26 protein-coding genes are annotated in these 24,902 nt (G+C 44.7%); 14 read left to right on the top strand and 12 right to left on the bottom strand.

The genetic code is table 11. The features are described 5' to 3' along the window. Positions 1-126: 126 nt before the first annotated feature. The 4 genes from ACKWCA_RS13225 (at position 127) to ACKWCA_RS13210 (ending at position 4,102) form a co-directional block, all read left to right on the top strand. Positions 127-615, top strand: coding sequence for an RNA polymerase sigma factor (locus ACKWCA_RS13225; protein ID WP_413978683.1), 489 nt, complete (start codon positions 127-129; stop codon positions 613-615). Positions 616-618: 3 nt separating this feature from the next. Then, positions 619-1,218, top strand: coding sequence for a hypothetical protein (locus ACKWCA_RS13220; RefSeq protein WP_413978682.1), 600 nt, complete (start codon positions 619-621; stop codon positions 1,216-1,218). Positions 1,219-1,265: 47 nt separating this feature from the next. Next, entirely contained in the window at positions 1,266-1,679 is a 414-nt protein-coding gene (locus ACKWCA_RS13215; protein ID WP_413978681.1) for a DUF3052 domain-containing protein, read from the top strand. A gap of 65 nt (positions 1,680-1,744) precedes the next feature. Beyond that, positions 1,745-4,102 (top strand): penicillin acylase family protein, encoded by a 2,358-nt coding sequence (locus tag ACKWCA_RS13210; RefSeq protein ID WP_413978680.1) that lies wholly within the window; start codon positions 1,745-1,747, stop codon positions 4,100-4,102. Here the strand turns inward: ACKWCA_RS13210 and ACKWCA_RS13205 are convergent. Further along, positions 4,099-4,734 carry a GntR family transcriptional regulator gene (locus ACKWCA_RS13205; RefSeq protein WP_413978679.1) on the bottom strand — a complete coding sequence of 212 codons (636 nt, stop codon included), beginning with the start codon at positions 4,732-4,734 and terminating at the stop codon, positions 4,099-4,101. The genes ACKWCA_RS13210 and ACKWCA_RS13205 overlap by 4 nt on opposite strands. Positions 4,735-5,063: 329 nt before the next feature. On the opposite strand from ACKWCA_RS13205, the gene ACKWCA_RS13200 reads away from it, so the two are divergent. The 3 genes from ACKWCA_RS13200 to ACKWCA_RS13190 all read left to right on the top strand — a co-directional run bounded on the left by ACKWCA_RS13200 (position 5,064) and on the right by ACKWCA_RS13190 (position 8,057). Further along, positions 5,064-5,516 (top strand): cold-shock protein, encoded by a 453-nt coding sequence (locus ACKWCA_RS13200; RefSeq protein WP_413978678.1) that lies wholly within the window; start codon positions 5,064-5,066, stop codon positions 5,514-5,516. A 269-nt stretch (positions 5,517-5,785) separates the two neighbouring features. Further along, positions 5,786-7,024: a T9SS type B sorting domain-containing protein gene (locus tag ACKWCA_RS13195; RefSeq protein WP_413978677.1), complete on the top strand. Its 1,239-nt coding sequence runs from the start codon at positions 5,786-5,788 to the stop codon at positions 7,022-7,024. Between the two features lie 226 nt (positions 7,025-7,250). Continuing rightward, the gene (locus tag ACKWCA_RS13190; protein WP_413978676.1) at positions 7,251-8,057 is read left to right on the top strand and encodes a hypothetical protein; all 807 of its coding nucleotides are present in this window, start codon (positions 7,251-7,253) and stop codon (positions 8,055-8,057) included. 380 nt (positions 8,058-8,437) lie between these two features. Here ACKWCA_RS13190 and ACKWCA_RS13185 read toward each other — a convergent pair whose 3' ends face one another. Beyond that, entirely contained in the window at positions 8,438-8,560 is a 123-nt protein-coding gene (locus ACKWCA_RS13185; protein WP_413978675.1) for a hypothetical protein, read from the bottom strand. A 373-nt stretch (positions 8,561-8,933) separates the two neighbouring features. Between ACKWCA_RS13185 and ACKWCA_RS13180 the strand changes: the two genes are divergently transcribed. Then, a complete protein-coding gene (locus ACKWCA_RS13180) occupies positions 8,934-10,067 on the top strand; it encodes a hypothetical protein (RefSeq protein WP_413978674.1) in 1,134 nt (377 codons plus the stop codon). Here ACKWCA_RS13180 and ACKWCA_RS13175 read toward each other — a convergent pair whose 3' ends face one another. After that, positions 10,068-10,664, bottom strand: a complete 597-nt coding sequence (locus tag ACKWCA_RS13175; protein WP_413978673.1) for a hypothetical protein — start codon at positions 10,662-10,664, stop codon at positions 10,068-10,070. A 160-nt stretch (positions 10,665-10,824) separates the two neighbouring features. Here ACKWCA_RS13175 and ACKWCA_RS13170 point away from each other — a divergent pair, with 160 nt between their 5' ends. The 4 genes from ACKWCA_RS13170 (at position 10,825) to ACKWCA_RS13155 (ending at position 14,486) form a co-directional block, all read left to right on the top strand. After that, complete coding sequence (locus tag ACKWCA_RS13170) at positions 10,825-11,478, top strand: class I SAM-dependent methyltransferase (RefSeq protein WP_413978672.1); 654 nt, start codon at positions 10,825-10,827, stop codon at positions 11,476-11,478. A 46-nt stretch (positions 11,479-11,524) separates the two neighbouring features. After that, a complete protein-coding gene (locus ACKWCA_RS13165; RefSeq protein WP_413978671.1) occupies positions 11,525-12,220 on the top strand; it encodes a 3-keto-disaccharide hydrolase in 696 nt (231 codons plus the stop codon). A gap of 88 nt (positions 12,221-12,308) precedes the next feature. Continuing rightward, positions 12,309-13,535 (top strand): M14 family metallopeptidase, encoded by a 1,227-nt coding sequence (locus tag ACKWCA_RS13160; protein ID WP_413978670.1) that lies wholly within the window; start codon positions 12,309-12,311, stop codon positions 13,533-13,535. Between the two features lie 6 nt (positions 13,536-13,541). Next, the gene (locus ACKWCA_RS13155) at positions 13,542-14,486 is read left to right on the top strand and encodes an EamA family transporter (protein WP_413978669.1); all 945 of its coding nucleotides are present in this window, start codon (positions 13,542-13,544) and stop codon (positions 14,484-14,486) included. On the opposite strand, the gene ACKWCA_RS13150 is transcribed toward ACKWCA_RS13155, so the two are convergent. The 3 genes from ACKWCA_RS13150 to ACKWCA_RS13140 are packed head-to-tail and all read right to left on the bottom strand — an operon-like array spanning position 14,483 to position 17,322. Continuing rightward, the gene (locus ACKWCA_RS13150; RefSeq protein ID WP_413978668.1) at positions 14,483-14,854 is read right to left on the bottom strand and encodes a DoxX family protein; all 372 of its coding nucleotides are present in this window, start codon (positions 14,852-14,854) and stop codon (positions 14,483-14,485) included. The two genes, ACKWCA_RS13155 and ACKWCA_RS13150, sit on opposite strands and share 4 nt — an antisense overlap. Before the next feature lie 51 nt (positions 14,855-14,905). Further along, positions 14,906-16,456 (bottom strand): ABC transporter permease, encoded by a 1,551-nt coding sequence (locus ACKWCA_RS13145; protein ID WP_413978667.1) that lies wholly within the window; start codon positions 16,454-16,456, stop codon positions 14,906-14,908. Then, the gene (locus tag ACKWCA_RS13140; RefSeq protein WP_413978666.1) at positions 16,453-17,322 is read right to left on the bottom strand and encodes an ABC transporter ATP-binding protein; all 870 of its coding nucleotides are present in this window, start codon (positions 17,320-17,322) and stop codon (positions 16,453-16,455) included. Before ACKWCA_RS13140 ends, ACKWCA_RS13145 begins: the two co-directional genes overlap by 4 nt. 216 nt (positions 17,323-17,538) lie before the next feature. Between ACKWCA_RS13140 and ACKWCA_RS13135 the strand changes: the two genes are divergently transcribed. Together ACKWCA_RS13135 and ACKWCA_RS13130 are read left to right on the top strand one after the other, a co-directional pair. Then, positions 17,539-18,516: a sensor histidine kinase gene (locus tag ACKWCA_RS13135; RefSeq protein ID WP_413978665.1), complete on the top strand. Its 978-nt coding sequence runs from the start codon at positions 17,539-17,541 to the stop codon at positions 18,514-18,516. After that, entirely contained in the window at positions 18,517-19,224 is a 708-nt protein-coding gene (locus ACKWCA_RS13130; protein ID WP_413978664.1) for a LytR/AlgR family response regulator transcription factor, read from the top strand. 21 nt (positions 19,225-19,245) lie between these two features. Here ACKWCA_RS13130 and ACKWCA_RS13125 read toward each other — a convergent pair whose 3' ends face one another. The 6 genes from ACKWCA_RS13125 to ACKWCA_RS13100 form a co-directional block, all read right to left on the bottom strand. Next, complete coding sequence (locus ACKWCA_RS13125; RefSeq protein ID WP_413978663.1) at positions 19,246-20,268, bottom strand: Gfo/Idh/MocA family protein; 1,023 nt, start codon at positions 20,266-20,268, stop codon at positions 19,246-19,248. Next, positions 20,261-21,289: a 3-dehydro-L-gulonate 2-dehydrogenase gene (gene yiaK, locus ACKWCA_RS13120; protein WP_413978662.1), complete on the bottom strand. Its 1,029-nt coding sequence runs from the start codon at positions 21,287-21,289 to the stop codon at positions 20,261-20,263. Before yiaK ends, ACKWCA_RS13125 begins: the two co-directional genes overlap by 8 nt. 169 nt (positions 21,290-21,458) lie before the next feature. After that, complete coding sequence (locus ACKWCA_RS13115) at positions 21,459-22,352, bottom strand: sugar phosphate isomerase/epimerase family protein (RefSeq protein ID WP_413978661.1); 894 nt, start codon at positions 22,350-22,352, stop codon at positions 21,459-21,461. A gap of 13 nt (positions 22,353-22,365) precedes the next feature. Next, positions 22,366-23,139 carry an SDR family NAD(P)-dependent oxidoreductase gene (locus ACKWCA_RS13110; RefSeq protein WP_413978660.1) on the bottom strand — a complete coding sequence of 258 codons (774 nt, stop codon included), beginning with the start codon at positions 23,137-23,139 and terminating at the stop codon, positions 22,366-22,368. 5 nt (positions 23,140-23,144) lie between these two features. Beyond that, positions 23,145-24,170, bottom strand: a complete 1,026-nt coding sequence (locus ACKWCA_RS13105; RefSeq protein ID WP_413978659.1) for a zinc-binding dehydrogenase — start codon at positions 24,168-24,170, stop codon at positions 23,145-23,147. Between the two features lie 15 nt (positions 24,171-24,185). Next, positions 24,186-24,881, bottom strand: a complete 696-nt coding sequence (locus ACKWCA_RS13100; protein ID WP_413978658.1) for an orotidine 5'-phosphate decarboxylase / HUMPS family protein — start codon at positions 24,879-24,881, stop codon at positions 24,186-24,188. Between the last annotated feature and the right edge of the window lie 21 nt (positions 24,882-24,902).

Below are 24,902 nucleotides of genomic sequence, written 5' to 3'. Positions count from 1 at the left end.
GCTTGTCATTTTCGCTTGTTTCCTTCATAAATTGACAAACCACCTTCGACCGCATTCGATTTTTTTAAAATTGTTGTGATAATTTCAGGATATGGTATACTAATACAATAAACCAACAAAGGCTGAATGCTAAAAGAGGAAGAATTTGTTCATGTGATCAAACGGAACGAGGGTGTGATTTTTAAAATTACGACCATGTATTCCGACAATCGTGCCGATCAGCAAGATTTGTATCAAGACGTGGTCTACCAACTGTGGAAATCCTTTGATTCCTTTCGCGCGGAATCAAAGATGAGTACGTGGATGTACCGGATTGCCTTGAACACGGCACTGACCAAGCTTAGAAAAACAAAACGAATGGGTCATTCGGTATCGATCGACCAGGTCATCATGCGTCAGACCGAAAATTATGATTCGGAATTCGAGGAAAAACTGAAAGTACTATATGCCCATATCAAGGAACTCAACGTGCTAGAGAAAGGGGTTGTGCTACTCCTTCTCGAAGGCAAAAAGTACGAGGAAATATCAGAGATTACAGGACTGAGCCCAGGAAATGTAGGTACTCGAGTCTCACGAATCAAGCAAAAACTGAGAAAACAAATCCTAAAAAACTAGCCCATGGAAATTGAAGAAATGCAGGTCCTATGGTCAGAGATGAGCCATCAATTGGAAGAGCAAAAAAAATTAACAAACGAAATCATTATGCAGATGACACAAGAACGCTATTCGAAAAAATTTAAGACCCTTTCAGCCTACGAAACGATAGGAGCACTCCTTTGCTTTGCCACGGCCCTGTACATTTTATTGAATTTTCAAGAGTTAGGTACTTGGTATTTAAAGGCTTGCGGTGCGTTCACATTGGGTTTTCTTACCGTATTTCCCATATTGATCCTTAGGGCGCTCCACCGTATTCAACGCTTGAATATTTTAGATAAGAACTATAAAGAGACCCTAATCGGTTATACCAAGGCGAAAACCTATTTGTTACGATTGCAGCAGGTCTCCATAGCTGCGAGCTTTTTTGTGATGTTCGCTGTGGCCGCCGTTTTTTCGAAACTATGGTCCAACAAGGATTTTTTCATGATAGACCGAGATCTATGGTCTTACGTGGTTATTGGCTTTGCCGTACTGTTTGTGGTATTCATTTCGCGATGGGGGTATCGCCATTACCGGCGGATCACCAACTCGGCAGAAGCCGTTTTAAGTGAATTGGAGTAGACAGAGCGCTCTGCTCTAAAATGAGTATTTTATCGTAAATTGTGGGTATGGGCACAATAGGTTATTCAGGCACACCCTTAGCAAAAAAACTCGGTATCAAAGCGGGGTATACCGTGGTCTTGTTCAATGAGCCCAAGCATTATTTGGGGCTCTTTGCCGATATGCCCGAGGTGATGTACGTCGCAGGAAATGAACCGGAGTCCGTTGATTTTATCCATTTGTTTTGTACGACCAAAGCGGATTTTGAGCGACAGTCGCTAGAAGTAAAGCCAGCTTTGAAAATGACCGGAATGTTATGGGTAAGCTGGCCTAAGGGCAGTTCAAAGATCGAAACCGATCTGGGGCGTGATTACATTCGGACGTACCTCTTGGACAATGGTTTGGTCGATGTTAAAGTCTGTGCTGTTGATAAAGATTGGAGCGGACTGAAATTCATGTACCGCATTAAGGATCGAAAATAGGGTGTTGCGATTCACCCTATTAGTAAATTTGTATTTTTAAACCGTAATCCTTCAACCGACCTTCGATGACACCAGCTGCTTTTTATCGCCTTTTCTTGCTTTTTCTTTTTATAGCCTCTTGTAAAACAACAGAGGATAAAGAGGGTTCGATCGAAATGGAGGGCCTCACTTCACCGGTGGAAATCCTGAGGGATAAGTGGGGCGTGAACCATATCTATGCAGGGAATCAACACGACCTATTCTTTACTCAGGGCTACGCTGCGGCCAAAGACCGCCTTTTTCAATTTGAGATTTGGCGAAGACAGGCTACGGGGACCGTGGCGGAAATTTTAGGCCCTGACGAACTCCAACGGGATATCGGAACCCGCTTATTTCAGTTTCGGGGCGATTTGGAAGAAGAATTGAATCACTACCATCCGCAAGGCTCGCAAATCATCCATGCCTACACGGAAGGGGTCAATGCCTACATCTCCGAGATTTTGAAGACACCCGAAAAACTTCCTTTGGAATTTAAGGTTTTGGACATCCAACCGGGAAAGTGGACTCCCGATGTCGTTATTTCAAGGCATCAGGGACTGAAAGGAAACGTCAATAGGGAGCTACAATACGGAATGGCCGTTGCAAGAATAGGAGAGGAGAAGGTCAAAGAACTCATGTGGTTTCATCCCAACGATCCCAATATTACCTTGGACCCCAAAATAGATGCGAATTTGCTTTCCGAGGATATTTTGGCCGTCCATAAGGCGTATGCCACCGGGGTCACTTTTGAAGAACGGGATATCGACAAGGATTATTTAGATGATGGCAGCAACAATTGGGTGCTCACTGGGTCTAAAACCGCCAGTGGGGCGCCTATGTTGGCCAATGATCCACACCGTCGCGTGGCCTTGCCCTCTTTACGATATAGTGTGCATTTAGTAGCCCCAGGATGGAATGTTATAGGTGGGGGCGAGCCGGAAATCCCAGGTGTGTCCATAGGTCATAACGAATATGGGGCATGGGGCCTCACCATATTCAGAACGGACGGCGAAGATCTTTATGTCTATGATTTGAACCCCGAAAATCTTGCTCAATACAACTACAAAGGGGAATGGGTATCCATGACTGAAATCGAAGATGAAATCAAGGTGAAGGGGCAAGTTCCGGTCAAGACCACCTTGCGCTATACGGTTCACGGACCTGTGACCTATATCGATTCGGTGAACCAGAAGGCCTATGCCGTCAAATGCGCTTGGCTTGAGCAAGGCGGGGCACCGTATTTGGCCTCGCTTCGGATGGATCAATCCAAGACCTGGGAAGAATTCAGGGAAGCATGCACATATAGTAATATTCCCGCTGAAAATATGATATGGGCCGATACGAACGGTAATATCGGTTGGCAGGCCGTTGGTATTACGCCCATACGAAAGACCCATAGTGGTCTGGTACCCGTGCCTGGTGATGGCAGTCATGATTGGAATGGCTATTTACCTATTGAAAAACGACCGAATAGCTACAACCCGGCAAAAGGTTTTTTGGCCACTGCTAATGAGGATGTGACACCAAAGGACTACGCGTATCAAGAAACGTTGAACTACATCTGGGCTGACTCTTATCGCGGGCAGCGCATTGCTGAAGTACTTTCCGAGGACAAACCGTTCACAATAGACGACATGGTTACGCTGCAATCCGATTATTTTTCGGTTCCGGCAAGGACCTTGGTACCGCTACTTAAGCAGGTCGAGACAAAAACAACGCTTGCCAAGGAAGCCAAGAACATGCTATTGGATTGGAACTATGTATTAAGCGAGGAAGCCATTGGTGCTGCCGTTTATGCAATGTGGGAACGCGTTGTGCGCGAAGAAGCGGAAGCGGCTTTTGTGCCCAAGGAAGTAGCGGGGTTGATATCGCTCCAGTTGGAAAAAATAAATATGTGGTTAGTGTCCAAGGGAACGGCGTTTGGACCTGATTTTAAAAAACTGGACAAAGCTGAATTCTTGCAAAGGACGTTTGATCGAACCATCGATAGGCTCGAAGAAAAACTAGGGCCGGATATCAAAAAATGGCAGTACGGACAGGCCAAGTTCAAACATACCACGATGAAAAATGCCTTGTCTCCATTTATAGGGGATAGCCTACGTGCCGTAGTTGATTTAGAGGTATTACCGCGTGGCGGGAATAGTTTTACACCCAATTCTACCGGAAACAATGATAATCAGATCAGTGGGGCCACCTTTAAGTTTATCACCGATCTCGGTGATTGGGATAAGGCCTTGATGATCAATTCGCCAGGTCAATCCGAAGATGTACAAAGCCCCTATTATGACAATCTCTTTGAACTATGGGCCCAGAATGACTATTTTCCGGCGTATTTTTCCAGAGAAAAAATAAACGGGGTCACCCAAGAAAAGACACTTCTTGTTCCTAAAAATGAAAAGGATTAAAGCACCTCTAGCAATTGTTTTTGAATATAGTCTAAAATCAACATCCAATTCATTTTTAGCACTAGGGCAGCGGTGGGCACATTGTCGTCCTCAATTGCCGATATGATCGCATCGTGTTGGTTGTCCGATTTAGAATACAAAAGATCATCCGCCATAAACTCACGTTCGTAAAAGAAGATCCGTATTTTCAGGTCCTCGAGAATACGTTGTGCCAGGGTATTTTTGTAATTCTTGGTTAAGAGGCGATGAAACTCCAATTTCGCACTTATGCGTGAAATCGTATCCTCTGCATTTTTGAAAACGCTTTGCTGATTTTTAAGGTTAAGGATAGCGGCCTCATCAAAAGTCGAATTTTCAATGGCAAGCACTTCAAGGTCGGCTACCAGATCGTAGAGATCCTGGGCTTCCTTCAAACTCAATTCTGAAATAATAAACCCGCGATTTGGTATGGCCGTGATAATACGGCTTTGCTGTAGCTGAGTCAATGCCTCACGTATGGGAGTGACACTGACATCCAATTGTCTGGCAAGGGCCGCTAAATTAATGGTCTGACCCTCTTGCAAATTCCCCATTCGCATTTCCTGTAACAGATGTTCACGCACTTGGTCCCTGAAAATGGTCTTTTTGATCATTGCCCCAATATAGTATATCGTATACGATTTATAACGTATGTTGAACCAAAAAATTACCATGAAACCCGTTATTTCTGTAGTACGAATCACTATCGAGTGGGTTACAGACCAAAAAATAGGGCGAAGAACTTGTGTGAACGGCGCTATCGACCTATATTTGAGTTAAGCATAATTGACACGAGACAGCATTGCTCTCAAGGTTATTGTCAAAACTGGATTCGCACTTAGGTAATTCGATTGTATAGTCTTTTCCCACTAGTCCTTTTCAAATTTCAATGACTTCCCTTATGTGGAAAGCAAATACAACTAAAAAAACAGATTGATTTTATATGGCTAGAGCTCAAGAAACCTATGGTAAAAAGGAACGTGAAAAGAAACGTTTAAAGAAAAGGGAAGAAAAAGCAAAAAAGAAAGCGGAACGTCAAGCAAACTCCAAAAGTGGCGCTTCCTTAGAGGATATGTTGGTGTACGTAGATGAAAATGGACATTTTACGGATGTCCCGCCTGACCCTACCAAAAAGGTTAAAGTAGACGCTGAAAGCATCGTATTGGGTATTCCCAAAAAAGAAGAGCAGGAAGAAGAAGATCCGATCCGAAATGGAAGGGTCGCTTTCTTTGATACTTCAAAAGGCTTTGGTTTTATTACCGATTCTGAGAACCAAGAGAAGTATTTTGTCCATGTAAGTGGTCTTATCGATGAAATTATGGAGAGCGATAAGGTGAGCTTTGAGCTTGAAAAAGGCATGAAGGGCATGAATGCCGTTCGCGTTAAAAAAATATAATCGCAATATCTAGTCCTATTTCATAAACCACTTCCCCTTTTTATGTACCCTAGCAGGTGTTTATCTTGTGGGCCTACTTAAGGTTCCACGAAACAGAGCGACCGACCCGCAGTAGCATTTTTTGGTTATATTTAAAAATTGCTATGAATATCCACAGTTTTATAACGCTTGCGAAATTTCATATATTTTGAGGTAGTTGCGGGTACAAACAGTTCAAAAAAGGCATTCATTGCAATTTTAGCTACTGGTCTACGACCAAAACTAAGACTATGAAAATGTCGATTACTTTTCAATCGTTGCGTCGGACGATTGTATGGATAGTTGTTCTGACCTGTATATCAAGTGTTGCTCAGACACCTGATTGTACCCTCTTGTCCTTACCTGCGGATGGAAGCACCGACATACCCGTCGATGTCGTTTTAGAATGGCCGGCGTCCGCGAATGCCACGGGTTATCGATTGACCATTGGACGATCACCGGGAGGAAACGATGTTTTAGACGATTTCGATGTCGGCAATGTTACCATGTATAGACCCGATGGCAACCTCCCTTCCCTAAGATTGCTTTATGTGACTATAGTGCCCTATAACGCTACGGACGAAAACACCTCCTGCGCCGAAACAAGTTTTACCACGAGAAGCTCCGGTTTGCCTCGGTGTACCGAAATCATAAATCCGTTCGATGGTACAGAACTTGTCCCTGTAAATCAAAACATCACCTGGATTCGTGATTTTAACGCCACGGGCTATTTAATGACCATTCGGATTAAAGATCCCAACGGCATTTTTTTACTTAATGAAGTCGAGGTTGGTAATGGTACCAACTTCAAGCCGCCTGATTTTGAGCCTAGAACGAAGTATTATGTAAAAGTCATTCCATTTAATGATGAAGGAAGGGCTGAAGATTGCGGATTCATCAGCTTTACCACAGGCGATGGTCCACCAGGACCAGAGTGCCCGGTACTCACCCTGCCCATGAACAATGCCATTGGAGTCAGCCCAAGTACCCGTATAGCGTGGGAAGAAGTGGATGATGTAGACGGGTATCAGGTAACTGTAGGAACCACCAGCGGTGGCGGTGATATCGTTAATAATCTAGATGTAGGAAATATAGATTTCATTACGTTGGAAGATGAACTTCCTAAAGGCGCGCGTATTTATGTCAAAATCAACTCCTATAGCGATGGATTGAGTTCTCAATCTTGCCCAATCAGTTCATTTGTAGTGGAGCTTATTTCCTCAGATGCACTGAAAAGATTGGTGCCCACATTTTTCACTCCCAATAACGATGGCTTCAACGATACGTGGGCCATAAATCAAATCGAGGATATCACGGTGCAAAAAGTATCTATTTTTAATCGATTTGGTATGCTGGTCAAGCAAATGGAAGGTCGGCAGGTGTGGGATGGCACCCTGAATGGAAAGACTTTACCCTCAGATTCCTATTGGTATGAATTAGACCTATTGAACGCACCAAAGGTCAAGGGATACTTTTTGTTGAAGCGATAACCCAAATGGTTGGCCATTTCATACGTTTAAAAAGGACTTTCTTCCAAAAGATCTCGCCACTAACCAGTAGCGGTTTCCGCCTAAAAACCTTAAAGTCACACCGAAAAGTGCCGTTCATCGGTTTTTTTGTTAAAATCTTGGTTTACAGTGTTGAATGCATGAAGATAAAGCACTAAAACTAACTTGTACGCGTTTTGGGAAGTAGTATAACCCAAAATTTTTTACAATGAACAAACCAATGCGTGCTACTGCAAAAGCACTACTTTTAAGTGGAGTGCTTGCTTTCACATTTAGCTGTGACAAGGATAATGAGGACAACCCAATTGACTTAAATCAGAAAGTGACTACTACTGAAGTACAGACTATTTTAGAAACAGATGAGTTTTCAAGTGCTGCTGATGGGGTGATTACCGATATCTTCGATCAAGGATCGGCAAAGTACTCGTCTAAAAACGAAGATTGCTACGCGACCACATTCACGGATACTGGCTTCACGGTGACTTTTGACAATTGTACCGTTGAAGAAGGAGAAGAGGAGTTGAATGGAGTTCTGACCGTTACCTATAAGGAAGGGGAGGAGTCTACTGCATTTATGGCCACATATACTGACCTTAGCGTAGGAGAATATGTAATTAACGGTACTCGTAGCTTCACCATGAACGGAAATGGAGAAAATGAGAATGTTTCGTTCACTATAGTAAGCGATATGAGCATCAAATTGGCGGATGGTTCGGTTATTGAAGAAGCAGGAACTAAAACCTTCGCAATTCTATTTGACTTTGAAAATTTTGCCAATAGTGCATTGACCATTGCCGGAGACTGGACCGTTAAAGCAGATGGTCAAACGTATACCGTACGGGTTTCGTCCGATTTAATCGCGAACTTCGGTTGTGAATATGTCGGTAAAGGGGTGATGGCCTTAGCTAAAAATGGACTTGAAGTGGTCATTGATTTTGGTGATGGTACCTGCGATGAGATGGCCGATATGACGTATCCTGATGGAACGAAAGAAGAGATTTCGCTAAAAGACTAAATAACGAAAGGCATCAGTTCTTTCGAATAAAAAGGCCCGACATTTTAATGCCGGGCCTTTTTTTGATGTAACTGGTATTCGAATACTATCGATAACGCCTTTTGGAATTCCAAATCCGTGTTTTAGATGATTCAAATACTTCTCTTGATTGATGATCGCTTTTAGTTTCCATGCTGTTCGTTTTTTGGGGACCTACGGGGGTAGGCAGATTGATGATGATTGATTTGATTGATGTTAAAGGGATACGATTTAGCTGTATCGTCTTCTGCTATTCCAGATATCGCTTTTAGAAATTTCCGATGTCCGTCTTACTTGGTACTTGTTCAAGGTTTCCATGATGCTTATTTTTTGAACCTGATGATCAGGTAGATTGATGATTGTTAAAAGGTTACTGTGGTTCTTTTAGTTTCGATTTTATGGTCATACCATCTATCGGTATTCCAACCAAAACCTATTCTATAATATAATTCGGGACGTAATTGATGTCTGTGTAATTTTTTCATGATGATTATTTTTTGATACAGCTACTGAGCGCTATATGAGATTGTTTCTAATTGACTTACAACTAAAAGACGACATAGTATTTATTTTGTTACAGTACTATGCATAAAAAGGTACTATATTTATTAAAATTTAACATTTGCAAAATCTATAATTTATTTAAAATATTGATTATGTGTTAGTTGCATAAAATGTGTATTTCTACGATTTAACATTTATTTCCGTAATATCTTTTCTGAAGAGCTCATATTTAGTACTAATGGCAATGAAATAGGGGAGAACCCAACCCCTAGATGACCATACATCGATTTCTGTAGTACTTTGAAAATAAGTTGTTCAAAATGGTGTTATACTGTTACCTATAATTAATGTCCTATGCACTATTTCACTGAATTGGATAAAAAGATCTTCTTGCGAGCAAGTTCGATGATGGCCGTTTTCGTTTTGTTGATTGCCTGTAGTACCGATGCAATTACTGAAATTGAAGACGTGGTCTCTGATGCTGTTGAAAATCCAGCAGAGGATCCGATGAGTACGCCAGAGAATCCGGAAAGTACAGAAGAACCGGCAACAGGTGGGATAAGCTTCGAATCAGGCTTTGTCCTCCATGAAGACAGGAGACTCGTCAATCTGGTTTTATCATCTTCCGATTATGATGCATTTATTGAAGGTGAGGGAGACCTTAAACTAGTCTCCAATAAAGTATACGAACATATGAACGATGACTTCGACTTTTTGATCATTCTCTCTGTTGAAGCCACGCAACCGCCCGATTTGTTCTATGGACGTTCCACCTCCGTTCAGAACAAAGTTCAGGGCCTTGGTAACAGCACTTATAATGGTGCTGCGGCTTACGGTGCAACGGACCGATTACAAAGTATTATTTACATGCCCCGCAGTGAGTATGTGAAATCGGGACCTTTCTTGCATGAAATTGCACATACCTGGGGAAATAAAGGCTTCATACCGACCACAGTAGGCGGACATTGGGGGTATGCCAGTACGGCCGGGCAGCTCGGAGGTTTTGATGCGCTGCAAGATTTGGGTAGCAATACCTACAGGGGCCAAATGAACGGAACCAATGGTTTTGGCAGCTTCGCCAATGGCGGCAACTCAGTGCCGTATGGTAACCTGGAATTGTATTTAATGGGATTGATTCCCTCTAACGAACTAGAATCCGTACAGGTAGCGGTGAATCCTCAACCCGGATCAAGTGCCGGTGAATTTACTGCAGAGGCTATCGATACCTATACGCCCGAAGCCCTGATCATGGAACATGGCGCGCGTATTCCTTCTTATGAAAATTCACAGAAAGCATTTAACGCCCTGGCCGTAATTATTTCTAAGGAAATGTTGTCCGATGAGCGGATCGATACCATCAATACCGACTTGGAGAATTTTTCAAGACCGGCCGCCCCCGATAATTGGGGCAGTTCAAACAACTTTTGGATGGCAACTCAGGGTAAAGCCTCCTTTGATTTTGCCGTACGCCAAGAAAGCATCAAGTAGTTAATCTTGCTTTAGCTTCTCAAGCAGTTGATCGTAGTCTTCGATACGGGTGTATAAGCGACCCCCAAGATTGAAGATTGGAGTACTTATGGAGTCTAAGGTCGTAGGAAACGAAGACCTCAATTGATCTTTAAGTTCAGGCCGTTCGTTCAATCGATGGGCATTGAATTTGTATTTTCCGCGCTCCATAGCTACAAGTATACTATCACAACCTTGGCATTCGTTCGTAATATAAAGGGTAATCGATTTTTTTGGCTTCACCTTAATAGGCTTCGCCTCTTTGCGTAGGGCCCTTCTTGAAAGACTATCGTTCACCTGCAGATCATAGGTGTAGTTGGGTTGTTTTCCACGTATCAGAATAATCGTCTTCAGGTGTACTTTTGATACGCCGGGTACGCGTACCAGTCTTGGTCGCCCCTTGCTCTGTCTAAAATTGGTGCCCGAAACCGTGAGCATCACATCTACATCTTCGTCGTTCTCATTAATGGCATAGAATGCCAAACGGTTGGGAATGTCTTCTGTGACCACTTGAATAGGGCGTTCTTGTGCGGTGGATCTAAGCGCTAAAAGTAGCAGTAAAGGTAAAAATAGTTTCATTCTTCATAGATTCTTATGACGGAAAGATATAAAATACTACAGAAAATTCCCTGCCTACCTTTTGAAACGACCGTTAAATCGGATAAACGACCAAAAACGACAAGACATTTGTTATGAATAATTTAAGTACCTTTTTCTGGGGAAATGATATCTTAGGAGAATGAAATCAAAACAACTGCTCGCATCCTTCGTCGTGATACTGGTCTTTTGTACTCCACTCGCTGCACAATACGCATCCGATGACTGGAAGGAAAGAGATACATGGATGAACGTATCGGAAATTTTCGAAATGGCACATATCGAAAAAGGAATGCACGTGGCGGATGTGGGGTGCCATGAAGGCTACCTGACGGTTCATTTATCAAAAAAGGTAACAGCGGATGGGCAGGTCTATGCGGTGGACGTTGAGGAGTACCGACTTGATGCACTAAAAGAACACCTTGACGATCGTAACATAGGCAATGTAGAAGTGATCTTGGGCGATTACGATGATCCGAAATTACCTTCAGGAATGTTAGATGTAGTTATCTTGATGGATACCTATCATGAAATAGAGGAATACCTTGAAGTATTGGGTCGTATCAAGGAAGCCTTAAAACCGACCGGACGTCTGCTCGTATTGGAAAAATTGAAGACCCACAAAAAAGGAAAAAGCAGGGAAGAGCAGGCGAGGGCCCATACCTTATCGGCGGCATATGTAAAGAAAGAATTAAAACAGGTGGGGTTTGAAATCATAAAAGAGGTCAAAGACTTTGGAAATTGGCAGAAAAACGAGGAGAAGCGTATGTGGATCTTAGTGGCTCAAGTCGAATGAAGTTTGTAGTAGACCAGTACAACCCAACTAAAACCAAACCATACTGATGAAAAACCAGCCGACCGTACTTTTATTCTTAGTGAGCCTCCTACTTTTTTCATGCGTATCGAAACCGGAATCGGTTAGTCTTTTCAATGGCCAGAACCTCGATGGCTGGCATATCGATGTGCCCGAAATGGATAGTGTACCTACTGCTAGAAACCCGTTTATCGTACGAAAAGGAATGCTCGTAAGTCTAGGTACGCCCCAAGGTCATATCATCACCGATAAAACCTACGAAAACTTCAGATTGGAGATAGAATACCGTTTTGCAGGTGAACCGGGAAACTGTGGGGTGCTTGTCTTTGCATCTACTCCGAGATCTCTTTATAAAATGTTTCCCAAATCCATAGAAGTACAGATGATGCATGAAAACGCCGGGGATTTCTGGTGTATTGTTGAGGACATCACTACCGAGGCTATGGAAAAACGTCGAGGTCCTAAGGCGGAATGGGGCATTACCGAGGGAAAAAAGCGAAGAATAAAGAACCTGACCGACGGTTCCGAAAAGCCCCTTGGGCAATGGAATTCAATGATGGTCGAATGCTTGGCGAACCAAATCAAGGTCTGGGTGAATGGAGATTTGGTCAATTACGGATATGATGCCACTGCAAGTACCGGGCAAATCGCTTTGCAGGCCGAGGGTGCCGAGGTGGAATTCAGAAAAGTGGTATTGACCCCAATTGATGCATTGACCGAATGAATGCGTTTCCCATATTATATTCCGATCGGATAGTATCTTAACCACCGCTTTTCTATCTTTGATATGGACAACATCACTATACCTGAACATGAAAAAAAACTACCTCATTTTACTCGTGCTCTGTTGCGCCTGTAAAGGCTCAAATCGGTTACTTGCGGATAAGCATTCCTATCCCAATCCGGTAGATACCACGACCCGGCCTATTCAACAGCAGCAAAAGAAAACCTATATGCTTGGCGGAGTAGGGGCCACTAACGATTTCCCTGCGGCCCGATTGAACGCTTTTCTTCAAGAAAACGATTCGACTTACGTCGCTAGCATATGGCCCGAAAACTTTCCGATCAATCCCAGTCCATGGTTTGCGTTCAAGTTATGGTCTGAACAGGAACGGGAAATCTATCTAAAGCTCGACTATTCCAACGGTGCAAAACATCGGTACGTACCAAAATTGAGTGCGAATGGGGAACAATGGACCCCATTGGATTCTACTCTTTTGCAACTGAATCAAGATAGTACCACGGCCATGCTGCGCCTTAAGGTCTCAAAAGATACCTTATGGGTATCCGCCCAAGAGATCCAAGACCACCGCCGAGTTGGGGAATGGGTTCGAAAGATGGCGCAAAACGAAGTGGTACATGAAGGAGTGGCCGGTAAGAGTGCCTTGGGCCGTGACTTGTATCACATGAACCTGTACAAAGGGGATAGCTATGACAAAAGACCAGCCGTACTCATCATTAGCAGGCAGCACCCGCCTGAGGTAACCGGTTTTCTTTGTATGAAGGCCTTTGTGGAAACCATCATTTCCGAAGGGACCTCTAATGGCTTTCTTGACAAATATCGGGTCATGGTATATCCCTTGATGAATCCTGATGGAGTTGATTTAGGCCATTACCGTCATAATACCGGCGGAGTAGACTTGAACCGTGACTGGGCCGAGTACCATCAACCCGAGGTACGTCAAGTTACAACGCATATGGTTCGCGAAACGACGCTTGCCAAGAACGATGTCGTCTTAGGTCTTGATTTTCATAGTACGTTCAATGATGTATACTATACACCCGATACCAGTGTCGAACGAAAGATTCCCACATTCACCAAGGCATGGCTCGAAAAAATACGAGTGGCTACCGGACTTGAGGATATCAATGAAAGCCCCGGAAAAATTAGCAGACCGACCTCCAGTGGGTGGTATAACCAACAATTTGGGGCCACCGGTATCACCTATGAGATCGGGGATAAAACACCTCGTGAGTTTATCAAGAAAAAGGGTGTAGAATCCGCACGGGCTATGATGGAGCTATTGCTGGAAGAATAGCGATTCATGGGGAAAACAAACAATACCACGCTTATAGTCCTTGCCTTTTTCTCGATTTATGTAATTTGGGGATCGACCTATTTGCTCAATAAAATTGCTGTTTCGGAATTACCCCCGTTTATGCTCGCCTCGATCCGATTTGTCGTTGCGGGTCTTCTCATCATCTTGCTTTGTAAATTCTTGCGGATACCGGTGATCATAAGTCCGCGACAACTAAAGAATACGGTCATTGCGGGATTTTTATTTTTGACGTTCGGAAATGGTGTGGTGGTATGGGCACTTAAATATGTTGACAGTGGTTTTGCCGCTTTGGAAATATCGGCCCAACCGCTACTGGTATTGATTTTAATGCGCGTACTTCAAGGAAAAAAAATTCAACCGATGTCCATTGTCGGGGTTATTCTAGGAATCATAGGTATTTACCTGTTGGTAAGTCAAAAGGAAGTGTTGGGCAGGGAGAATTCGGTTATCGGAATGGTGATGATCTTTGTCTGTATGGTGAGCTGGGGGTATGGCAGCTTATTTGTAGGTAAGGCCGATTTGCCTAAGAATTATTTTGTGAACACGGGCTATCAGATGTTGAGTGGAGGGACCATGTTGGCATTGGCCAGCCTATTGTTTGGCGAAAAATGGATAGCACCCATGCAATGGAGTGGCTCGGTACAGCTTACGATGGTACTGTTGATCGTTTTCGGCAGTATTGTTGCGTTTACCTCGTTTAACTACCTGCTCAAAGTCGTATCCCCTGAAAAGGTAGCGACTTCTACCTATGTCAATCCTATCATTGCCTTGATACTCGGCTGGTATTTTCTTGACGAGCGGATTACCGTTCAATCCATGGTGGCCGCGGCGATATTACTGACAGGGGTCTACTTTATCAATACCCGCAAGAAATTGGCCATTTTCTCGCGATTTTCAGGCAAGACCATCCCGAAATCCAAAGCACCCTAATGGCCACAGAATCTTCGAACGGCGTAGGCCCAAGCAATGAATAGAAATTGAAAAGGCAGACGTATCAGGGCCGCCTGATGGCTTCCAATGGAAGGGGTTTCCGAAAAAACATCCGCAATATGTATGGGCAAGAAGACCAACATGAGTATGATGACTCCTGTAGCGGCCATTTTGGTGTACTTCGGAATCAGAAGCAAGATGCCTAGCGCCAGTTCTACTAGTCCCGAGGCGTATACCATAACGGTCTTCGCAGGTAAAAACCCGGGGACGAAGGGCTCATAAAATTGCGGTTTTAAAAAATGCTGTACCCCTGCATATATCATGAACAATGCCAACAAGACCTGTAGAATTTTCCAAAAGATTTTCATGACCTAAAAATTTGATACTACGAGTATACGCATTAAAATGACAACTCTGTCTCATTGCTTTAATTGAATCTTCCGAAACCCTAAAGTCAGAACTGCCAAAAGCACGACCAACGCTACTAGCTCAAGCACGTAAGGGAGCGCAGTGTGGAGTGCTCCAAAGTAATCCATAAAGGGAATGCCATTGATATTGGCGTAGCTCACTAAAAAGAAAAGTACTTCAAACAGTTTTTTTCCTTTAGAGAGTTGCCCCAAGAGGGCTGCAAACAACACGATACCGATACTTCCCAAAACAATGGATGTCGTTGCAATATGATTGCCCTCCATACCGTACCTGAAAATCAATGGCAGGGCCAATGTGAACATCAATGCACTGGCGGCAAGCAATTGTGATAGCAACAAACGTCGTATGGGGCGGTCACTTGAAAACGTGAGGTAATGCACGCGATGTAAATGTTCTTTGCTGGTCAGGTCGGATAAGCGTCCCACCTGAAGAAACCATAGGATGGGTAAAACTATTTTATGGGCCATTTCAAAGGGTAAAAACGCCAAGAGGCCCATACCGATAAGGTTAAATAACCATAGCCATTTTTTTCCTTTCCGTAACAACAATAGAAACTCGGTCTTTACGAGTGGAAACAAGCTGTAATCGATTTTTGGGGGCGTTAAATTGGAGAGGAGGATATCCTTGGGGATAGTCTGCGCCACCACGCTTTTTTTTCGTTTTTTCAATTCAAAGGGCCTTCGGAAATCAAAACGATGAAATACCGTAGCACATCCCAAAACCATGAGGAGCCCGAAGACGACCCAAGCGATCCGACTCAGGAGAAACGGATACGGAAAATGGATGCCGTTGAATTCAAACTTTTTGGATGCTTCCACATCGCCTAGTATATATCCGATAGTTAGGTCGTTCTTTTTCGAAATTCCGGTGAGTTGGTGCACCTGTTCTTCCATTTGATGTGTTACGATTTTACTACCGAATACATCTAGGGTAAAATGGGAATCCCCTGGGGGTGAAAACATGGCCAAGGTGCAGAATACAAAGAAGAAAACCACATTTTGAAGTATGGTAAATCGACCGATTAGCACTTCGAAGCAGACCGCTAAGGCAGATATAAAGAAAAGAGCCGGGAGAGTTACAAAGAGATAGGGACGAATAAAATGACCGATTTCGAGTGAAAATCCGGTATCGTGATACAGTAAGAACAAAGCAATACCCATTAGAAATACAAGGGCCGTTATCGTCAATAAAACGAGAAAGTTGCTTAAGGTCTTTGCGAACAGATAAGTGCGGTTCTTGACCGGTGTGCCTGCCATAATCTGACCTACTCGGGTCTTGGTGTCGGCCTCGATACCTGAGTTTACCAAGTAGAAGCCCATCAAGGAAAGGAATATACTTGTCATAATAGCGGTAACATATCCGAACCAGGCGGCGTTGTAAGCTCCGAGGTATTTGCCAATACGAATAGTGGAGTAGTTGGCATTGGGTTCCGGTACAAAAGAGTAGGCGATAGCCAAACTGATGCATAACGTAATTAAAAAACCATAGCTTCGGGTACGTTGTAAATAGTCGAATGTTACGATGTTAAGAAAAGACTTCATGCTGTGATAGTTTTGGTTTGAAACAGATAGGCATCCTCTAGATTTGGAGTACGGCTGATCGAATCGGAAACAGGGGTGTCGGAAAGGTAACGCACCAAGAGATTGCCATTGCTGCGGGCGGTGCTTACGACCAAATGGTCCTGCTTGAAGGCGATGAGGTTTTCTTTGCGCATTGAGGTTTCGTACACTTTACCTTTGATTTGCGAAATGATTTCGTCCGGTTTTCCAGTGTGAAGAAGTTGGCCGTTTTTCATAATGGCGATCGTATCGGCTATAGTGTCGATGTCCGATACGATATGCGATGACAAGATGACGATACACTCATGGGCCAGATCGGATATCAGATTTCTAAAACGCACGCGCTCTTCGGGGTCAAGACCTACGGTCGGTTCATCAAAGATGACTATTTTGGGCTGGTTCAATAAGGCCTGGGCGATACCTACCCGTTGCTTCATACCCCCTGAATAGCTACCAATAGGTTTATTTGCGGCATCCGAGAGGTTGAGTCCGTCTAGTAATTGTAGTATCCTGGGTTTCAAGGTGGGTCCGCCGACCCCCTTCATGGCGGCGATATAGCTTAGAAATTCCACGGCACTCAAATTGGGATATACCCCAAAGTCTTGAGGAAGAAAACCCAATTGCTTGCGCATATAGTTGGGGTCTTTTACGATATTGTTCTTGTTGAGCAGAAGCAAACCCTCGGTTGGTCTGGTCACTGTAGCGATCATCTTCAGCAGCGTTGATTTACCAGCGCCATTGGGCCCTAGCAGGCCTAGTATTCCTTTTTCAAGTGTTATCGAGAAATTCCGTAAGCCGTAGTTGTTTTTGCCGTACCGTTTAGATACGTTTTGAATGTCTAATTTCATAAGAGTCATTTTAACATTGATTCTCCAAAACTGGGGCGAAGACGTTGTTTGTCAAAAAAAGAATGACCAAGGTCCTTGGGTTCATGATGACCGTAGGGTAGTACCGATATCAGTTCATGGGGGCGGTTCAGACTCAAATAGTACCTTTTCATCACTAAAACTGTGGATATCGTTTGTCGCGGCTTATTTTTGAAATCTTATCCGAAAAAAGCAGTCATGTCAAAATTGGATCGATTTGTAGATAACCGAATACTGCAGAATGGTGTGGTCTGGGCGTTTTTGGCACTAATTTTCAGTATGCTCATCCAAGCGGAAAATAGATTGTTTAGCGCCTTGGTATTTATAGCTTTTATCATTCCGCCCATTTACATCAACAACCTGATGATTCTCCCCTTGTACCTCAAAGGAAAAAGGGTCGTGGCTACGGCGCTGTTTTTATGTAATATCGGTTTCTTCACAGGCTTGGGGGTATTTTTACTGAGCCGTTTTATGGGAGGTTTTGAGTGGAAAATGGTCTATAATGTATGGGGCGGCATACTTTTGAGCATATTGTTCGGTACCGCCTTAAAGATCGCTCGGGATAGCTTTTTTCGAAGACAACAAGAAAAAGAGGCAGAGCTGAAATTGTTAAAGGCACAGCTGAATCCTCATTTTCTATTCAATACGCTAAACAACCTGTATGGGCTTTCGGTGGTGAAATCTGATCGTCTGCCCAGTCTCATGTTAAAGCTTTCGGACCTGCTGCGTTACAGTTTATATGAGACCAAGGATACTCTTGTTCCACTGGAAAAAGAACTGAAGTACCTGGAGAACTATATGTCACTGGAGAAAATACGTTTGGAGGATCAGGCTGAAATTTCGTTTTCAAAAACCGGTATGGTCGGGACGAAAAAAATCGCGCCTATGCTATTCATTGTTTTTGTTGAAAATGCCTTTAAGCATTTGGCCCAATCAAAAGACCATAAAAGTATGGTCGAGGTCGCCATTGCAACCGAAGGGGATAGGATATCCTTTCGGTGTACCAATACACTGGAACCCACCTATTCGAATGACAACGATATGGAAAAGGGACGCAGTGGCATCGGCCTTGAAAATGTCAAAAAACGTCTTATGCTGATGTATCCTGATACGCATCAACTTGAGATTCGAAAAACACCTTCCCGTTATACCGTTCAACTGAAACTAACACTATAAATGAAAACCATAGCCTGTATCATCGCGGATGACGAACCCATAGCACGTCAAATATTGGAAGGATATATCAAGGAAATTCCCTATTTAAAAATCACTGCTTCCTGTAAAAACGCTTTTGAAGTGATGGAGGTGCTGCAACGGGAAGAAATCGACCTACTTTTCTTGGATATCAACATGCCTAAACTATCCGGCTTGAGTTTGTTGAAAACACTTCGGCAAAAGCCCAATGTCATTATTACTACGGCTTACCCCGAATATGCGGTTGAAGGTTTTGAACTCGAGGTTGTTGATTATCTACTCAAGCCTTTTTCTTTGGAGCGTTTTCTTCAGGCAGTCATGAAGGTGCGAAAAAAAGATACAGCGCTGCTTCAAGCAACGGTTGCCCCAGCAGAACAAACCGACCCGGTCCTCTTTATCAAAAGCGATAAGAAAATCATTCGCTTACCCATGAATACGATACGGTATGTGGAGGCCTATGGTAATTACATTAAGATCTATGCGCCACAAATGCTGTTGACCGCCCAAACATTGACTGAATTTTTGGAAAAACTTCCGTCCCAATACCTTCGTGTCCACAAGTCGTTTGTGGTAAATTTTGACTATCTGAAGCTTATTGACGGCAATCAGATCGTACTACAAGACGACACCAAACTGAGTATCGGAAAATCGTATCGAAAGAAAGTATTAGAATATATTGAAAGTTACTAATAATCAGACAATTGATTTAAATTACTTCAAGTAATAGTTTTTTGTCATTTCTTCCATCACCCAATTGGTTCGAACAGCGCTTTTGCCGGTACTCGGGCAATTTCCTTTTCCTAAAATATCATCGACCACGGTTTGTATCAAGGGTTGCTGAATGTGATGGGGCAGCTCAAAGGTTAGGGTCTCCGCAGAGCGGTCACTCTTTTCGATATGGAGTTCTGGAGCTCCGAAAAAAGAAAGGCGTAATTGACCTTTGCAGCCGATAAAGACCAGCTCATCTTTTTCTGAAACGGAATCCACGGTAAAACACCAAGTCCCCGATCCTTGAACCCCGCTTTCGAATACAAAACTGGAAGAGATGATATCGGCGGCCTGGTATAACCCGGCTTGATTCGCGGCATGTCCAACGACCGTTTTTATAGGGCCCAATACATAGTCGAGGTAATCCAGTTGATGTGCGGCCAGATCAAAGAAATAACCTCCTCCGGCAACTTCTGGATCTGTACGCCAATTGACAGGCATATTGGAAGTGATATTCGCCACAATATCCGGGTCGATGGTCTTGTGTAGCGTTATCCGCACCATTCGCAAGTCCCCGATACTTCCCTCGTCCAAAAGGGATTTTAACTTTTCGAAGTTGGGCAGCCTGCGTCGGTAGTATGCCACATAGAGGGGGACTTTCGCCTTTTGACACGCAGCGATCATCTTTTCACATTCCGCTGTGGTACGGGCCATTGGCTTCTCCACATAAATGGGCTTACCGGCTTGTGCGGCTTTTAGGGTCAATTCACAATGGGCGTTCGGTGGGGTCGCGATATAAATGGCATTTACGTTCGGGTCGTTGATTAGGGCATCGGCATCATCGTACCAGGTATTGATGCCATGGCGTATTGCGTAGTCTTTGGCCTTTTCACCGTTCCGTCGCATGACGGCCGTCACTGTCGAGTGGGGTATTTTCTGCATGGCCGGGGCGCTCTTAACTTCACAGACATCACCAACTCCTAAAATTCCCCATTTCACCGTATCACCGCTTATTTTCTTATCCATCTGCTGTTTTTGATTCGTTTAATAAGGCATTGAGTTCGCTCCAAACACCTTCGTTAATTGGAATCCCTTCCTTGAGGTGCAATTCCCTTCGCTTTTTGGTTTGACTACCCGGATATTCGATGGAGCGGCCTTCTTTTTCAGGCGTAGCAGCCTGCACATAGTTGATGATTTCATCTACCAACTGCTGGTGTCTTTGATTTTCATTGAGTTGCTGTGCATCAAAACAAATGAACACCTGTGATAGCCCGTATTCGGCTTCCAGTTCCCCGATTTGGGCGGTTGACTTACCGGAGGAAAGCAGCGTAACCAGTAGGTCCACTAGAATCGACATGCCCGATCCCTTCCAATAGCCTGTGGGAAAGAGTCTTTTGGTTTCTAAAATGGCCTTGGGGTCCTTGGTCGGCTTTCCTTCCGAATCGAATCCCCCGTCAAACGGAAGGTCTTTGTCTTCCATGGCATATTTCTCCATTTTCCCGTACGAGAATTGGGATAAGGACATGTCCAAGACAATATGTCCATTCGCGCTGGGTACGGCCATAATTAGGGGGTTATTGCCTGTATTGGCATCCATAGCGCCCCACGAGGGCATATTGGGCATCGTATTCGTAAAACATAAGGCGATACAGCCCGCTTCGGCGGCCTGCCATCCATAGGAGCCACCACGCATCCAATGACTGCCATTTTGGAGGGCCACGCAGCCCATGCCACCCGCTTTGGCCATTTCGATCGCCCGGTTCATGCAGAAGTGGGCATTGAGCGGACCGGGGCCCAATTTTCCGTTCCAACGCTCAAGGCTTCCGAGCGCCAATTCAAGTTCGGGACGCTCGCCCAACTTCACGTAGCCATCGGTAATGGTTTTCAAGAAAACAGGAAATCGATTCACCCCGTGGGAGTGATACCCGTCTAAAGTGGAATCGGCGAAGATTTTAGCACACAAAACAGATTCTTGAGGCGTAAACCCTGTTTTTAATAATATGTGTTTTAAAAGTTGAAGTAAATCGTCATAAAATACTGTAATCATATTATTTATGATTTATTTATAAGTTTTAAAATGAAGCGGGAAAAATACTTTTACTGTCTATTTTCCATAAAAAATAGAAACCTCCCATACCTTGCGAAGATACTCAAAAGATACGGCTAACGAATAAAAACGGACAAGAACGTTATCGTTAACGGAAAAAGAGGGCGCCTTAGTGAAAATCGGGCCAATAGTCCGCGATTTTGCTACGTAGAAAGGTTACGCTACGACGCAATTGGTCCATACCATCAACCCCATCTTCGATGCTGATCCAACCGTCGAAACCGACCCGATGGAGTTCCTTGAAAATGGCATCATAGTCGTTCAACCCTTTGCCGATTTCGCCATGACGCAGTCTTTTGGCATAGCCTAATACCCCAGTTTCCTCCTTCCGTAAGTCCTCAATCGTACCTTCGATAAGATAACGATCACTGGCGTGCATGGTGACGACCCGACTTGAAATGCGATAGAGCAGTTCCAACGGGTCTTCCCCGGCCAGAAAGGCATTGCTCGGATCATAATTTACGCCGAAATTCGGATGGTCGATGGCGGCTACCAAACGACAGAAAACGTCCATTTTCTGCGCAAATTCCGGATAGGCCCAAAAATCATCCTTATAATGGTTTTCAAGAATCAACGTAATTCCTCTGTCTTGTGCATAAGGTAGGCATTGATGAATACATTCCGCGGCCAATGCGATTCCTTCGTCCATGGAAAGTTCTGGACGTCTTTGGCCCGAAAGCACTCTGCAGTAGGATCCGCCCAATACACTGGTCATATGGATCCAATGCTTCTGTTTTCGTATTTCCGCTGCTCGAAAAGCGGCATCGGGATGCGTAAAATCCGGCGAGCAGCAAAGCATGGGAATACATTTGCCGTGGGCTTCGACCAAGCTTCGGAATTCCGGCCATTTGGTTTCCTCAGTCATTTCAAGGAATCCGGCATACCACTCCAATCCGTGAACGGGTAGTTCCGTTGCCAGATCGATCCATTCCCGTACGGTCATGCGCCCTGTTTTGCAAAGGTCGTTCATATAGGCTTTGGGAAAAACGGCTAATTGAGGCATCGTAATAAAGAGATTATTTAGGGGGATTCCTCCCGATCATGGGGAATTGTTCGACTTCAAGGACTTGACCACTGATGGGGCCAGATTCATCCGATAACAAATAAATGGCCGCCATGGCGAGTTCTTCGGGTTTGAACAGTCTCTCGGCCGGAGCGAAGACATCGGGTAGGGTTTTGTGCCAATCGTCTGGTTTTCCCTGTTCACGTTGGTTCACGAATTCATGCTCGGTCAATATCCAACCCGGATTGATCTGATTGACCCGAATGCCCTTTTCTCGAAATAAGGTATCTCCCAAATTCCGGCTCAAGGTCATCAACGCGCCCTTGGATATGCTATATGCCAGTAGATTGGGTTCCCCGCTCCACGAATTGATCGATCCAATATTCACCACATTGCCTCTTGTCTGTTCCAAATAGGGTAGGGCGGCCTGAATGATGGCGAAAGGGGCAATCGTATTGACGGCCAACATCCGTTCCAAATAGGGTACGGTAGTGGTATCCATATTGGAGGAAGCCACGATAGCGGCATTATTGACCACGGCATCAAGCTTTCCAAAGGTGGTGATGGCCTTTTGAACCAGTTTTTCAGGAGCGTCCTGTGCTGTGATATCGATGGTGAGTCGGGTAGTGACCTCTTCATCGAATTCCTGCATTAATTCTTTACCCAATTCATCCCGCAAACCATTCAATACCACGCGCGCACCTTCACGTACACAAGTTCTGGCGATAGCGCGGCCGATACCGGTATAACTTCCAGTAATCAAGATGACTTTATCTTCTAATCGCATACTTCTTACTTCGGGGTTAATACACTTTTGACCACTTTTCCGGAATGCATCTGTTCAAAGGCCTCGTGCCAGTCACCGAGTGACCACACGCCACCGATGATGGGCTTCACATCTAATTTTCCAGTGGAGAGGAGTGCCAGTACCTTTTCCCAAATCGGCCAATTATGGCTGAAACTTCCTTGTAAGGTGACATTTTTTTGAATCAAAGGGTCTAAGGAATAGTTCATCGGTTGTGGTCCCCACCCGACCTTAGTGATATGTCCGTTGGGCCGTACATAATCCAGGGCCGATCGAAGGGTAGCACTGACCCCTGCGGCATCGATAACACAATCGACACCCATACCGTCATAGCGCATGGCCCATTCGGTGACGTCACCAATAATGGTCTCGCAGCCATATCCCTTCGCGATTTCCAATCGGCTGCGGTCGTTTTCCAATCCAACAATAGCCACTTCGGCTCCTGCCAAGGTTGCCATCGCGGCACATAGGATGCCTATAGTACCAGGACCCAACACCAGCACCCGATCTCCCGGCCGTATGGTCGAATTCACTAGTACTGCGTTGTACGCTACGGCACAAGGTTCTGTCAAACAAGCCTGTTCAAAGGGCAACTGATCCGGTACGCGATGCAAGCAGCGTGCAGGCACCCTCACAAAACGGGTCATGGCCCCGTTGACCCCATACCCAAAGCCTTTACGTGTGGGGTCTAGATTGTACAACCCCTGTCTAGAAAGCGGATTGGTGGCATCGATAACAGCAGCGGTCTCGCTCACTACACGATCCCCTTCTTTCCAGCCGTCAACGTTGGTGCCTAATTCCACGATATGGCCACCGAACTCATGTCCGAGTACAACGGGATAATTGACAGGCCAGCTGTGGTCGGCCGTCCATTGATGTAGGTCACTGCCGCAAACTCCCACATTGGCCACTTCCAATAAGACTTCATCGGTTCGAATACGAGGACGGTCAAGCTCTCGAAGTGCTACACTTCCCTTCTCTTCGGCATAATTAACGACGGCTATTGATTTCATATCGGTACGGTTCCTTTATTGGACATTCCCATAGGAATGAATTTTGTTACAGATGAGGCGAAGGGAGTGTTCCAAATCGCCATCGGCCGTTGTAAAAGCTTCTGCGTCTATGGTAAGAGGAGCGCCCAACACCACCATGGGTGCACCATAGGCCGGGCATTGAATCGCCTGCTCGAGTGAGAGTCCTCCCACCGCCTGAACAGGTACGGAAACCGCTTCGACAACTTCGCGCAGCTCATCTAAAGGGCTGGGCATACGCTGTCCCATAGCAGCGATTCCCCGTCGTTCATCATAGCCGATATGGTGAATGACATAATCGCATCCCAAATCCTCCAAAAGTTTTGCACCTGCGATCATATCGGGGCATCCGAGATTATCTCCCATCACTTGTATCCCAAAATCGGCTCCGGCCTTTACCACCATCTTGATCGTTTCCGCATGGGCCCGCGCCATGACGACCACATGGGTAGCACCGGCTTTTGCCATCATTTCAGCTTCCAAATACCCGCCGTCCATGGTCTTTAAATCGGCCACAATAGGGATTTCTGGAAAGGCCTTTCGCAAGCGGCGAACCCCGTGCAAGCCTTCCGCTAAGAGCAGGGGAGTGCCTGCTTCCAACCAATCGACCCCAGCACGAAGGGCCATAGCGGCCGTTTGCAATGCTTCATCGATATCGGTCAGATCTAAGGAAATTTGTACAACGGGCTTCATTGGTTAAATATATAGATTTCA

This window comes from Maribacter corallii (genome assembly GCF_047345415.1).
GTDB lineage: Bacteria > Bacteroidota > Bacteroidia > Flavobacteriales > Flavobacteriaceae > Maribacter_C.
Note: the sequence above shows the minus strand (reverse complement) of the source record. Positions and strands in the feature narration are given on the sequence as shown.

Excerpts from the sequence above, each read along its gene's own strand:
- ACKWCA_RS13225 (WP_413978683.1), top strand. The coding sequence starts at position 127 with ATGCTAAAAGAGGAAGAATTTGTTCATGTGATCAAACGGAACGAGGGT.
- ACKWCA_RS13220 (WP_413978682.1), top strand. The coding sequence starts at position 619 with ATGGAAATTGAAGAAATGCAGGTCCTATGGTCAGAGATGAGCCATCAA.
- ACKWCA_RS13215 (WP_413978681.1), top strand. The coding sequence starts at position 1,266 with ATGGGCACAATAGGTTATTCAGGCACACCCTTAGCAAAAAAACTCGGT.
- ACKWCA_RS13210 (WP_413978680.1), top strand. The coding sequence starts at position 1,745 with ATGACACCAGCTGCTTTTTATCGCCTTTTCTTGCTTTTTCTTTTTATA.
- ACKWCA_RS13205 (WP_413978679.1), bottom strand. The coding sequence starts at position 4,734 with ATGATCAAAAAGACCATTTTCAGGGACCAAGTGCGTGAACATCTGTTA.
- ACKWCA_RS13200 (WP_413978678.1), top strand. The coding sequence starts at position 5,064 with ATGGCTAGAGCTCAAGAAACCTATGGTAAAAAGGAACGTGAAAAGAAA.
- ACKWCA_RS13195 (WP_413978677.1), top strand. The coding sequence starts at position 5,786 with ATGAAAATGTCGATTACTTTTCAATCGTTGCGTCGGACGATTGTATGG.
- ACKWCA_RS13190 (WP_413978676.1), top strand. The coding sequence starts at position 7,251 with ATGAACAAACCAATGCGTGCTACTGCAAAAGCACTACTTTTAAGTGGA.
- ACKWCA_RS13185 (WP_413978675.1), bottom strand. The coding sequence starts at position 8,560 with ATGAAAAAATTACACAGACATCAATTACGTCCCGAATTATATTATAGA.
- ACKWCA_RS13180 (WP_413978674.1), top strand. The coding sequence starts at position 8,934 with ATGCACTATTTCACTGAATTGGATAAAAAGATCTTCTTGCGAGCAAGT.
- ACKWCA_RS13175 (WP_413978673.1), bottom strand. The coding sequence starts at position 10,664 with ATGAAACTATTTTTACCTTTACTGCTACTTTTAGCGCTTAGATCCACC.
- ACKWCA_RS13170 (WP_413978672.1), top strand. The coding sequence starts at position 10,825 with ATGAAATCAAAACAACTGCTCGCATCCTTCGTCGTGATACTGGTCTTT.
- ACKWCA_RS13165 (WP_413978671.1), top strand. The coding sequence starts at position 11,525 with ATGAAAAACCAGCCGACCGTACTTTTATTCTTAGTGAGCCTCCTACTT.
- ACKWCA_RS13160 (WP_413978670.1), top strand. The coding sequence starts at position 12,309 with ATGAAAAAAAACTACCTCATTTTACTCGTGCTCTGTTGCGCCTGTAAA.
- ACKWCA_RS13155 (WP_413978669.1), top strand. The coding sequence starts at position 13,542 with ATGGGGAAAACAAACAATACCACGCTTATAGTCCTTGCCTTTTTCTCG.
- ACKWCA_RS13150 (WP_413978668.1), bottom strand. The coding sequence starts at position 14,854 with ATGAAAATCTTTTGGAAAATTCTACAGGTCTTGTTGGCATTGTTCATG.
- ACKWCA_RS13145 (WP_413978667.1), bottom strand. The coding sequence starts at position 16,456 with ATGAAGTCTTTTCTTAACATCGTAACATTCGACTATTTACAACGTACC.
- ACKWCA_RS13140 (WP_413978666.1), bottom strand. The coding sequence starts at position 17,322 with ATGAAATTAGACATTCAAAACGTATCTAAACGGTACGGCAAAAACAAC.
- ACKWCA_RS13135 (WP_413978665.1), top strand. The coding sequence starts at position 17,539 with ATGTCAAAATTGGATCGATTTGTAGATAACCGAATACTGCAGAATGGT.
- ACKWCA_RS13130 (WP_413978664.1), top strand. The coding sequence starts at position 18,517 with ATGAAAACCATAGCCTGTATCATCGCGGATGACGAACCCATAGCACGT.
- ACKWCA_RS13125 (WP_413978663.1), bottom strand. The coding sequence starts at position 20,268 with ATGGATAAGAAAATAAGCGGTGATACGGTGAAATGGGGAATTTTAGGA.
- yiaK (WP_413978662.1), bottom strand. The coding sequence starts at position 21,289 with ATGATTACAGTATTTTATGACGATTTACTTCAACTTTTAAAACACATA.
- ACKWCA_RS13115 (WP_413978661.1), bottom strand. The coding sequence starts at position 22,352 with ATGCCTCAATTAGCCGTTTTTCCCAAAGCCTATATGAACGACCTTTGC.
- ACKWCA_RS13110 (WP_413978660.1), bottom strand. The coding sequence starts at position 23,139 with ATGCGATTAGAAGATAAAGTCATCTTGATTACTGGAAGTTATACCGGT.
- ACKWCA_RS13105 (WP_413978659.1), bottom strand. The coding sequence starts at position 24,170 with ATGAAATCAATAGCCGTCGTTAATTATGCCGAAGAGAAGGGAAGTGTA.
- ACKWCA_RS13100 (WP_413978658.1), bottom strand. The coding sequence starts at position 24,881 with ATGAAGCCCGTTGTACAAATTTCCTTAGATCTGACCGATATCGATGAA.